This window comes from [Ruminococcus] lactaris ATCC 29176 (assembly GCF_025152405.1).
Taxonomy (GTDB): Bacteria; Bacillota; Clostridia; order Lachnospirales; family Lachnospiraceae; genus Mediterraneibacter; species Mediterraneibacter lactaris.
Genome location: NZ_CP102292.1, coordinates 125,646 through 137,910, shown reverse-complemented (window position 1 = coordinate 137,910; position 12,265 = coordinate 125,646). Strand labels below are relative to the sequence as shown.

Below are 12,265 nucleotides of genomic sequence, written 5' to 3'. Positions count from 1 at the left end.
TCTCCTCCGCATTGGAATTGGAAGCATCTGCAAAAAGGAAGTGAGTGCGATGGCCTGCGATGAAACCCTATACCGCCAATATCTGAGCGGCGACGATGCGGGGCTGGAGGCCCTGATGAAAAAATACGGTGACCCCCTGACCCTGTATATCGACGGCTATCTGCACGACGTTCACGAGTCCGAAGAGCTGATGCTGGACGTTTTCGCCTATCTGTTCACGAAAAAGCCCCGCATCCGGGACGGCGGCCTCAAGGCGTATCTGTATAAGGCGGCACGGCACATGGCACTGCGCCATAAGAGCAGGCGGAAGCCCCTGTTCAGCCTCGATGCACTGACCGACGAGCCGGAGGGACGGCTGCTGGCGGAGGAGGTTATACAGACTGAGGAACGAAACCGCGTCCTGCACTTCTGCATGGGCGAAATGAACCCGGACTACCGTGAGGTTCTATATCTGACGTATTTCGAGGATATGAGCTACGCGCAGGCGGCGGAAGTCACGGGAAAAACGGTGAAGCAGATCACCAACATGGTGTATCGCGGAAAGGAAAGCCTGCGAAGGCTGCTGGAACGGGAGGGGATCACAAATGCGGAGTCATGAGGAACGGGTCACGGAGACCAAGCGGCGCATCGCTAAAATTGAACAGGAGAAACGGCTGCGGCACAATATGGTCACCATGGCTTCCGCTGTGGCTGCGTGCCTTGTGCTGCTCATTGGTGCGTCTTTCGCCATGCCCGGCATTGCCGCAAGCATCCAGGCAGGCAACTATGCGGGCTTTGAAACGGCGGCCAGTATGTACGGCGGCGGTGCGGCTTTGGGATACATTGTTATCGGGCTGCTGGCCTTTCTTCTTGGCGTGTGCGTGACCGTTCTGTGCTTCCGGCTGCGGCAGATGAGCCGTGAGGACGGGCAGGACAAGGAAAGCGAGGATGCACATGGAGCTGATTGAGAACCTGCTACAACTGCTGGTCACGTTCGTGGGCGTGCTGCTTTCGGGTATCTCCTACCGGAAAAGCCGCAGGCAGGCGTATTTTCTGCTGCTGTGCTTCTATGGCTGCTTTGCCCTCGGTGTGCTCTACTGGACACTGTACCTGCTGCTGTTCGATACCACGCCGCGGGTCTTTTATGTGTCGGAGTTCGGCTGGGTGGCCAGCGTAATTTTCCTGCACATTTTGCAGGCCACGCTCTCCACTCCGGAGGAACGCACCTTCCGTTGCCGCAGGGCGTGGCTTGCACCTGCGTTCGGCGTGCCGCTGCTGGCGTTCTACTGTACCTACGGGGACATTCTCTCCAACCTGATCTGGTGCGGCATGATGATTGAGCTATCCTACTGTGCCATACGGGGGCTTTCTTATGCAGACACCCAGACGGGTGCGATGCGGAATATGCGGTGGTTTCACATCGGCATGCTGTGTTTTGTGTACGCAGAATACCTGCTGTGGACGGCGGGCTGCTTTTGGCCGGATACCTCACCGGCCAGCCCAACCTTCTGGTGCGATCTGCTGCTGACGTTTGCGATTCTGGGGCTGTTGCCCGCCACGAGAAGGGCGGTGGAAGCATGACCTATATTGAAAACATCTTCCTCTGCATGGTATCTCCCCTGCTGGTGGCCGCCCTGTGCATGGGCAGACGGCAGCTCCGCTTCTTCCTGTTCTGCATTGCCGGGATGGGGGTGTGTCTGCTTTCGGCCTATATTAACACCTTCCTCGCGGCGGTGTGTCAGGCGGATGCCCTTGCTGCCACGGCGGAGATCGCACCGGTGGTGGAGGAAATGATGAAGCTGCTGCCGCTGGTGTTCTATCTGCTGGTGTTTGAGCCGGAGGGGGATAAAATCAAGGCTGCCGCCATCACGGTTGCCCTCGCCTTCGCCACCTTTGAAAATGTGTGCTATCTGATCCAGAACGGTGCAGACCGTTTCTCCTTCATCTTCTTCCGGGGCTTCGGCACGGGAGCCATGCACGTCCTCTGCGGCCTGATCGTGGGCGGCGGGCTTGCCTATGCGTGGCGGCGGACGTGGCTGAAGGTCGCGGGCACCTGCGGACTGCTAGGTGCGGCCATCACCCTCCACGCCATCTATAATCTGCTGATCGCCTACGGCGGTGCGGCACAGTACATCGCCTACGCCCTGCCGGTGCTGCTGGTGGCGGCGGGAAGATTGTCCGTTTTCCGCTTATCGCGGAGGAAATAACCGAATATTCACTCCTTGAGAGCTGCTTTCTGGCAGCTCTCAAATTTTTTTGAAAAATTTTGCGTTTTGGGTGAGAGTTTTTTCGATTTTTTGTACCTATATAAGTGAAGGGGTTTTTAAGCCGCATTTCAAAGAATCCAGAAAGGAGGTTCAAACGATATGTACGATACCGAAAGACGGGTCGCACTCGTCAAGCAGCGTGTGCGGGAAAACACCCGCCGAAGGCAGCGGCACGAGGCAATAAGCCTCTCCGCAGCGTGTATGCTGCTGTTCGCGGTGCTGATGCAGGCGGCAGACGCACTTATCGCTCCGGGGCAGACCGCCGCATGGGGCAGCTTCGGCGCAATGCTGCTGCGGGAGGACGCGGGCGGCTATGTGCTGGTGGCCGTCGTCTCCTTTGCCGCGGCGGCGACGATCACCGCGCTGTGCTTCCGGCTCAGAAACAGAGAAAACCGGAGAAAAGACGGGGCGAACAAGCACGCCCGACACGAACAGGAGGAGAAAAGCCAATGAAAAAACGAATACTCAGTATCCTGCTACTGTGCTGCATGTTGCTGACGCTGCTGCCGACAGCGGCCTTTGCGGCAGATACAGGAAAGGCGATCCAGCTTGGCACAGACGCACTAAGTAAAAATGTAAACACAGCGAGCGCACCGACCGTGTATTTCGGGCAAGACCATGAAAATAATCCTGCTGCATGGCGTGTGATCGGCTATAACGGAAACGGCGTTGCAAGCGCACAGGGGGATATGACCCTGCTTGCGGCGGGCAATATGAGCTCAGTGTTGCAATTTGCCGATTTCGGAACAAACAACAGATATGCATCGAGTTATTTGAAAACCGCAATAGACGCGCTTGCAGAAAAGCTGACGACAGAAGAAAATACTGCCGTAAAGAAACGGACGCTTACAAGCGGAAGCTACAACGGAGAAAATACCGACTGTGTAGCAGGAGAGCAGGTGGATAACGCTGTATTCTGGCCACTTTCCACAGCGGAAGCGTTTGCGGTAAATCAGGATCTGCGAATTGTGGATCCCGAACATCCGAGTTGGGCGTCAAGCTATTGGTGGCTGCGCTCCCCTGGTTACTCTGATCACGATGCCGCCACCGTGAATGGTGATGGTTCTGTCGTCTACTCTGGGAACGCTATCAGCAGTTGGTGGTGTGTTCGTCCCGCTTTTAACTTAAATTCAAGCTCCGTACTCTTTACATCCGCCGCTGTGGGAGGAAAGCCTGACGGAGGCTTGACCCCGATTTCCAAATACACTGGAAACGAATGGAAGCTGACGTTGAAGGACAGCAACCGCAATTTTGCCGTAACGGAAACAACCGTCAGCGGCGACCCCGGCGATACCGTTACGCTGCATTACACCGGGGCGACCGCAGGGATAAATGAATATATCTCTGTCATCCTTGCGGATAACAGCGGCGCACAGTATTATGGCAGAGTAGCGCAGCCTACTGCCGAAAACGGAACGGTTGAGATCAAAATCCCGTCCGGCCTTGCACCGGGCAGCTATACCTTAAAGGTCTTCAGCGAGCAGTGCAACGACGATAAAAAGACCGACTATGCAAGCGATTTTGTAGACATCGATCTCACCGTTGGGTATCAAGAGCAGTTTACCCTCACTCCCGGCGGCGTCTATTACTTTGACCTCTCCGGCGTGAGCATTCCCGGCACGGCAAACGGCTCTCTGCCGGACAAAACAATGCATTATGTCCCCTTTACCTATGCCGGGACAGTGGACGCCTACAAGCTCACATCAGAGATGGCCACCACCGAGGAGTATGCACAGCAGAACGAATATGCCCATAGCCTGTTCGTGGCGGACTATGCCGTAACGCATGCGGTAAGCTGGGATGACCTGAACGCCACAGGGCTGATTTTTGGCAAAGGCTACGCCACCGGCAGCGTGGACTATACGCTGCGTGCGCCGTCCGGGGGAAGTGGTGGTACAGGCTCGGGTGCTTTAGAACGCGGCACGCCCCAAAGCAACGAATGGGACAGGATACTGGACAAGGACGACGGATATATCAAAAACTGGAGAGATATAGGTTCCTGGGGACAAGATACTTTACCCAATACGCTATCGAACCGTGTGATTCGCGGCCGGTACGATTTGCCCCGCAAATATGCCGGCGCCAATACTACGCTCTCCTTCCCGTTCCTCGGTTTCCGCCCCGTCCTTGAAGTCCTGAACTCTGACACACTGGGTTCTGACGGACTGAAGGCCGTTACCCTTGACCTTGGCGGCGGAAAATTTGGAGGAAGCTCGGATACTATCCAGATCATTGTGAAAACCGGCGAGAGCTTTACCGCGCCTGCGTCCGACGGTCTGACCCGCCCCGACGGAAATACCGGCAGCTACTTCGAGTGGCTTGGCAGCGATGGCGAGCTCTACGCTCCGGACGATAATGTTCCGGCGGACGTAACCAAGCTGACGGCGCAGTTTGTTCCCCCAGAGCAGTTCAACCTTGCTCCCGGCGGAGTCTATTACTTTGACCTCTCCGGCGTGGGCATTCCCGACACGGTGAACGACGCTCTGCCGGATAATACGCTGCACTATGTGCCCTTTACCTATGCCGGGACAGTGGACGCCTACAAGCTCACGTCGGAGATGGCAACCACTGAGGAGTATGCAGAGACGTACAAATATGCCCACAGCCTGTTCGTGGCGGACTATGCCGTAACGTACGCGGCAAGCTGGGATCATTTGAATGCCATAGACATGATTTTTGGCAAAGACTACGCCGCCGGCGGCGTGGATTATACGCTGCGCGCGCCGTCCGAGGGAAGTGATTATACAGGCTCAGGTGATTCAGAACGCGGCACGCCCCAAAGCAACGAATGGGACAGGCTGCTGGACAAGGACGACGGATATATCAAAAACTGGAACGGGATTTTTTCGTGTGGACAAGATTCTGTGATCAGATTGTCGTGGCGCCGTACGGTTCGCGGGCACTATTCGAGCCGCTTCTGTGGCCACCGCGACGCTGCGGGCCAAAACCCGCAGGTCGGTTTCCGCCCCGTCCTTGAGGTTTTGAACCATGGCACGATAGGTCCTGACGGACTGAAGGACGTTACCCTTGACCTTGGCGGCGGCAAGCTGGGCGATAAAAGCAGCATTCGGATCATCGTGAAAAACGGCAGCGAATTTACCGCGCCTGCGTCCGACGGTCTGACCCGCCCGGAGGGAGCTACAGGCAATTACTTTAAGTGGCTTGGCAGCGACGACAAGCTCTACGTGCCCGGTGATAGCGTTCCGGCGGATGTAACCACGCTCACGGCGCGGTTTGTGCCAGACACCTACACCGTCATCGTGACCACGGATACCCTGCCGGACGGCAAGACAGGCAAGGCTTACAGCCATACCCTGACCGCCATCAGCACAGCGCCCATCACATGGAGCATTGATGAAGGCGTGCTGCCTGCCGGCTTGAACCTGAACGAAAAAACCGGAGAAATCAGCGGCATACCCACTGCGGCGGGAACCGCCACCTTCACCGTCAAGGCAGAAAACAGCGAGGGCAGCGACACAAGGGCGCTGAGCATTACCGTGAACAACGCTGTCGAGCAAACCCCCGTGCGCTATCTGGACGCGGACGGCAAGGAGCGCTTCTGCACCGAATACACGGTGCTGGAAAGCGTTATTATCGAGGATTTTTTCGATAGCGACAACAAATGGTATGATCTGCCCGCCGGCTGGTATGTGGTGAAGGGCGACGTGACCATCACGCCCCGTTTGGACACCCACGGCGCGGTCAATCTGATTCTAACGGACGACTGCCACCTCACGGTACCGTGGGGCATCAACGTGAAGGAGGGCGACACCTTCACCATATACGCCCAGAGCACCGCTGAGGCATCCATGGGCAAGCTGACGGCGTGCCTCCCGGAGCTGTCTGATCATGAAAAGAGTGTGTGGCCTGTGGCTGGACTGTCCGGCATCGGCGCCGGTGTGCGCGTGTGGGCTGCCAACGACAACTACTATGAAAACGAGGGTACGATCATCATCAACGGCGGCAATATCCACGCCAGAGGACAGCAGGGCTCCTCCGCCATCGGCGGATCGTATCAAGATCGCAACGTTTCCTCCGACGGAGATACGCCCGGCAATCTCAGGCAAGGCGGCAGCATCACCATCAACGGCGGCATCGTCTGTACCAAGCTCAGGACGAGCGGCGGCGCTCACACTGCAGACAGCTTTGGAATCGGCACATGCTACGGTAATGGCGGCAGCGTCACCATCAACGGCGGCACGATCATCGCCGAGGCATCCAGCAGCGCGATCAGTAGCGGCCGGGGCGGCAGCATCACCATCAACGGCGGCAATGTGACCGCTCACGGCGGTATCAATCGCTATGAAAACCAGCCGCTATACGCGATTCCCGGAAACGGGATCGGCCCGCTTGAGGGCGGCAGCATCACCATCAACGGCGGTACTGTCAAGGCATCTTCCGATGGAAATGGCTTTGGCATCGGCGGAGCCGGAGTTCACCACACGGCGGAAATGCACATTACCATCAACGGCGGAAATATAGAAACCACGGCAAATCGCAATAACGCCGCCATTGGCGACAAAAGCAAACAAAAGAGCAGCGTCACCATCACCGACGGCGTCGTCCATGCGGTCGGAAAAGGCAGCGCGGCAGGCATCGGCAGCACCGGCGACATCCGCATCACCGGCGGTGAGATCTCCGCTTTCGCCGAGGGCGGCGGCGCAGCCATCGGCAGCATTGGGGGAGTGGATTGCAAAAGCATCACCATCAACGGCAATGCGATCAAATCCATTTCCAGTAAGGACGGTGCCTGCATCGGCGCTGCCACCGGCGGAAGCGTCGGAAGCATCACCATTTCGGACGCAGAGCTTCCGCTTCTCAGCAGCAATAAAATTCTGATCGGCTGGGACGCAGACTCGCCGGGCGGGAAGCTCACCATCCGAAACTGCCACGTTGCATCCACGGACGAACTCACCACTCGTACCGACGGGATCCGCGTGGGCAGCAACAGCGAGCTCGTCATTGAAGAAAGCGAGATCAGGCTGCCGCATTTTAGAAGCATTCGCGTCGGCGGCAATGGGAGCATCGCCGTTCGGGATTCCGATCTGCACACCTACGGCATTTTTATGGACGAAAACGCGAAATCACCGAATGACGCAAAGACACTGAAAAGGCTAGAGATCACGGACAGCACCGTGTTGACGGGCGATATCATCGGCGCTCGTGGAGAATATTCTTCCGTTGAAGAGATCGTGATCCGCGGCAGCATCATCCGCCTGAACGACGAGTACACCTATAATCGCTGCACGATTGGCGGCGGCGAAAAGGCTTCCTTTGGCAGCATCGACATTCAGGACAGCCAAATCGATAGTAGGTCTTCAGTCAACGCGGTTATCGGCAACGGTACACAATCCCAATCCTATGGTGAGAGCCGTATCCGCATTGCGAACAGCCAGGTGTCCGTTCGCAATGAATTGTTCGGCCCCGCCATCGGCGCGGCGTATGGCTCAAGTGGAGGCCAGATAAATATTCTTATTGAAAACAGCACCGTGACCGCAAAGGGCGGCAATTTGAGGTCTGGTACCGACTATATTCCCGGCATCGGGAAAAACTCGTCTGGCAGAGCTTCAGAGATTGGAAAGATTCAAATTCTGAACAGCACGGTGGAATCCTTCCGGCTTGAGGAAAAGGACGGCACAAACTATGTCTATGACAAGCTGCACACAAAGGAGCTGCCCGGTATTCCGGCGGAAAACATCACCATCTGCGGCAGCACCGTCAACGGAAAGACCATTGACCATAGCCCTGACGAGTACGGCAAATGCGCACTCTGCGACAAGTATGATCTTGGATACTGCTATGAGCATGGGCTTTTGACGCTCGAGGGGCTGACGGACTGCGCCCATGACGGCAGCGAAAAGAAGCTGACGGGGCTTTCCCATCAGACGGGCGAGAACAAAACGAAGCAGCTTACGGAGAACACGGACTACACCGCCATCTATTCCAACAACGTCCATCCCTACACCCTCACACCGGGCGACGAGGGCTTTGACAGCAAAAAGGCTCCCAAGGTGACGCTGTACGGCACGGGAAACTACTGCGGCAAGGCAGAGCATTACTTCACCATCAGCGAAAATGCTGCCGCCGCCCCCACCATCACCACGGACACCCTGCCGGGCGGCAAGGTGGGCGAGGCGTACAGCCAGACCCTGAGCGCCACCGGCACTACGCCCATCACATGGGGCATTGACAGTGGCAATCTCCCTGCCGGCCTGACGCTGGACGAAGCCACCGGCGAGATCAGCGGCACGCCTACCGCAGCGGGAACCGCCAGCTTCACCGTTAAGGCGGAAAACAGTGCGGGCAGCGATACGAAGGAGCTGTCTATTACGATAACCAAAGCCGCGCCTGCCGAGTATACCGTCAGATTCAATGCCAACGGTGGCGGCGGCACAATGGCAGATGTCACCGGCGTTTCCGGCAGCTATACCCTGCCTTCCTGCGGTTTTACTGAACCGGAAGGCAAGCAATTCAATGGCTGGTCAACCAGTGCCGACGGTTCGGTTATTTCCGGCACGACCTATGAAGTAAGCTCGGATACTACCTTCTATGCAATCTGGGAGAGTAAAGAGTATTCCATCATCGTAACGGACGGCAAAGCGACAATCGGTGCAGGAAGCGAAATCAGTAAAGCGGCACAAGGCACAACCATTACTCTGACCGCAAATGCGGCTCCTGACGGTAAGGTGTTTGATAAGTGGGTAGTAGAAAGCGGCAACACTACTCTTGAAGATGCGAACAGTGAAACCACTACTTTCATAATGCCTGACAGTGAAGTCAGCGTGAAAGCGACCTACACAATTCCCCATACTCATACCTACGATCAGGAAATTCAGAAGCCGGAAACCCTCAAGTCGGCTGCCGACTGCACCAACGATGCAGTATATTTCAAGAGCTGCTCCTGCGGAGAGATCAGCACAACAGAAACCTTTACAGCAGCAGGTACACAGCTCGGGCACGCATGGGCAAGCGATTGGAGCAAGGACACAGACAATCATTGGAAAGAATGCTCTCGCTGTCACGAAAAGAAGGAGGAGGCGGCTCACGATTACGGCAGCGATAACATCTGCGACACCTGCGGATATGACAAGACCGTACCGCATACGCACAATCTGACCCTCGTTCCCGCAAAGGCTCCTACTTGCACGGAGAAAGGTAACACGGCATATTACACCTGCGACGGCTGTGACAAGTGGTTTGAGGATGCAACTGGTGCATCCGAAATTACCGACAAGACAAGCGTAATCCTTGCGGCAACAGGTCATAGCGTTTCCGACTGGAAGTCCGATCATACCGATCACTGGAAAGAGTGCACCGTTGTCGGCTGCGGCGTGATCATCGAGGACAGCAAGGCGGCACATACCGCCGGTGAATGGATCATCGACACCCCGGCAACAGCTACCACAAGCGGCTCAAAGCATAAGGAATGCACCGTCTGCGGTTATACGATGACAACTGAAACCATCCCGGCAACCGGCGGCGGCGAGCATACTCACAGCTACGGCAGCGAGTGGAAGAACGATGCCGACAACCACTGGCATGAGTGCTCCTGCGGCGATAAGAAAGATACAGCAGCGCATACCGCCGGCGAATGGATCATCGACACCCCGGCAACTGCTACAACCGACGGCTCAAAGCATAAGGAATGCACCGTCTGCGGTTATACGATGGCAACCGAAACTATCCCGGCAACCGGCGGCGGTGAGCATACTCACAGCTACGGCAGCGAGTGGAAGAACGATGCCGACAACCACTGGCATGAGTGCTCCTGCGGTGATAAGAAAGATACAGCAGCGCATACCGCCGGCGAATGGATCATCGACACCCCGGCAACTGCTACAACCGACGGCTCAAAGCATAAGGAATGCACCGTCTGCGGTTATACGATGACAATCGAAACTATCCCGGCAACCGGCGGCGGCGAGCATACTCACAGCTACGGCTCCGACTGGAAGAACGATGCTACGAACCACTGGCATGAGTGCTCTTGCGGAGATAAGGCCGATAAGGCGGCACACGACTTCAAGTGGGTTGTTGACAAGGAAGCGACCGCAACGCAAAAGGGCTCCAAGCATGAGGAGTGCAGGGTTTGCGGCTACAAGAAGGCGGCAGTTGAGATTCCGGCTACCGGAACACCGACTGAGCCGGGCAAGCCGACCGATTCGGATTCTCCGCAGACCGGTGACAACAGCAATATGATCCTCTGGATCGCACTGCTGTTTGTCAGCGGCGGCGTAGTGATCGGCATCACCGTTTACAGCAAAAAGAAGAAAGAAAACGCTGAATAAATCAGCTGCGAACCTTTGAGCAAAGGGCGGTGACGGACATTGCCGTCATCGCCCTTTCGCTTGGACCGGAGAAGAACCACATGATGCAGGATTATCAATCGAACCGCCCCGTCAGGCAACAACCGCCGGGACGATTCCCGAACGAGTCAGATCGAACGGTAGAGAGAATCAGAAAAAGGAAGAAAAAACAGACGCAGTGCCGTATGGTGCTTTGCGGTGCGATCGCCGCACTGGCGGTAATCATCGTTGGCATTATACTGCTGGCAAAAGGCTGCTCCGGCGGCACGGACGCACTTGCAGGCACATGGGAGTTCGACGGAACGACCACCTATTCCTTTGACGGCAGCGGAAGCGGCGCAATGGAGCTGCCCTCCATATCCTACGATTTCACCTATACCATCGACGGCAACAAGCTCATGATCGATTACGTCAACGAGTCGGTGCGGGATTCCGAATATGAATTTACCGTTGACGGAAATACCCTTACCTTGATCGGTGGCGAGGGCACGGTCGGCGGGACATACGAGCTGAAAAGAAGCTCAAAGAAATAAGGGCTTCCGCAAAAAACAACAGGAGTGACGCTATGGCAGAATCCAAGAGCAGACTGTTATACATATTGAAATACCTTTGGCAACACACGGATGCCGAGCATTATGCAACAACGGCGGACATCCTCGCTTTTCTGAAGGGCAACGGCATTTCCTGCGACAGAAAAACAATACCGGGCGATATTGCGAAGCTCTGTGATATTGGCATTGATATTGAAGAAGAAAGAAGCCGTGAGAACCGCTATTCCCTGAGTAGTCATTTATTTACTCTGCCGGAGTTGAAACTGCTGATTGATGCGGTGGAATCGTCCAAATTCATCACGGTAAAGAAAAGTGCGGAGCTGATCGAAAAGCTGTCGCAGATGACCAGCATCCATCAGGCGGCGGAGCTGAAAAGCAATCTGTATGTTTCCGAGAGAGTAAAACCGCTGAACGAGCAGATTTACTATTTGGTAGATAATATCAATACGGCAATCAACCGCGGGAAGCAGCCCGGGTTAATTGGTTACATTGCTTCCCTGTCACCACTGTTTTGAGATTTCAAAATGTGGTTTAAGGCAACAAAAAAATCCACAAAACTCATTGGTTGAATTGGCATTGCTGCCTTTTCTTCCATTTGTTTCATGGCTTCGCTTTTTGGTATTTTTGTATTCAGTTATTGTGTTTTGGCTACGATTGCACCGGATTATGGCTACATACTAATAGAAATTGTGATCTGTCCTTAACATCACGAATCAGCTTTTCAGCATCTTCTTCCATTTCCGGTGTTGTTGCTACTTCTATGACTGACAGCGAATATGCAAGAAATTTCTCTAGCATGGAAATCTTAGTCGGGAATTTCCGATTAAAGATTCTCCATAGTTCTTCAATATTCTAGTCACAGATAATTCCCTTGTTTGGATAGGTAACTGCCTTTAGGTATCGCCAAGTTACAAGAGTATCAAAAACATCCTTGTAACAGGTTCTGTAAAAAAGGAATCAGAAGCATCGGATTCCAAGACCACACACAAGGCACGCGGCATCACAAGAGGTGCTGACTACTATCGGAGGTAATCACATATGACAAATCAGAGTACAATAGATAAATTCATTGAGATGCGTCTTACATCAATGGCAGATGCATTTCGCAACCAACTCAATGATCCTGAATTTAAGGAAGTTGCATTTAAAGACAGTTTGCCCG

The 12,265-nt window shown here is 55.0% G+C and carries 8 protein-coding genes and 1 pseudogene; all 9 read left to right on the top strand.

What is annotated here, in order from left to right; translation table 11 throughout:
- Positions 1–49: 49 nt before the first annotated feature.
- On the top strand, positions 50–598 hold the full coding sequence (locus tag NQ541_RS00730; protein ID WP_023921484.1) for an RNA polymerase sigma factor: 549 nt from the start codon (positions 50–52) through the stop codon (positions 596–598).
- Positions 585–947, top strand: coding sequence for a DUF4179 domain-containing protein (locus NQ541_RS00725; RefSeq protein WP_005611385.1), 363 nt, complete (start codon positions 585–587; stop codon positions 945–947). The genes NQ541_RS00730 and NQ541_RS00725 overlap by 14 nt, the downstream gene beginning before the upstream one ends.
- Positions 934–1,560 carry a hypothetical protein gene (locus NQ541_RS00720; RefSeq protein ID WP_023921482.1) on the top strand — a complete coding sequence of 209 codons (627 nt, stop codon included), beginning with the start codon at positions 934–936 and terminating at the stop codon, positions 1,558–1,560. Before NQ541_RS00725 ends, NQ541_RS00720 begins: the two co-directional genes overlap by 14 nt.
- Positions 1,557–2,186: a PrsW family glutamic-type intramembrane protease gene (locus NQ541_RS00715; protein WP_023921480.1), complete on the top strand. Its 630-nt coding sequence runs from the start codon at positions 1,557–1,559 to the stop codon at positions 2,184–2,186. The genes NQ541_RS00720 and NQ541_RS00715 overlap by 4 nt, the downstream gene beginning before the upstream one ends.
- A gap of 159 nt (positions 2,187–2,345) precedes the next feature.
- Positions 2,346–2,699, top strand: coding sequence for a hypothetical protein (locus NQ541_RS00710; RefSeq protein WP_005611390.1), 354 nt, complete (start codon positions 2,346–2,348; stop codon positions 2,697–2,699).
- Positions 2,696–10,534 (top strand): putative Ig domain-containing protein, encoded by a 7,839-nt coding sequence (locus NQ541_RS00705; protein ID WP_005611392.1) that lies wholly within the window; start codon positions 2,696–2,698, stop codon positions 10,532–10,534. The genes NQ541_RS00710 and NQ541_RS00705 overlap by 4 nt, the downstream gene beginning before the upstream one ends.
- A gap of 80 nt (positions 10,535–10,614) precedes the next feature.
- The gene (locus tag NQ541_RS00700; protein WP_207635041.1) at positions 10,615–11,085 is read left to right on the top strand and encodes a DUF5640 domain-containing protein; all 471 of its coding nucleotides are present in this window, start codon (positions 10,615–10,617) and stop codon (positions 11,083–11,085) included.
- Between the two features lie 32 nt (positions 11,086–11,117).
- Entirely contained in the window at positions 11,118–11,618 is a 501-nt protein-coding gene (locus NQ541_RS00695) for a hypothetical protein (protein ID WP_005611395.1), read from the top strand.
- A gap of 523 nt (positions 11,619–12,141) precedes the next feature.
- A pseudogene (locus tag NQ541_RS13065) lies at positions 12,142–12,255 on the top strand (AAA family ATPase); the annotation flags it as partial.
- Positions 12,256–12,265: the final 10 nt, after the last annotated feature.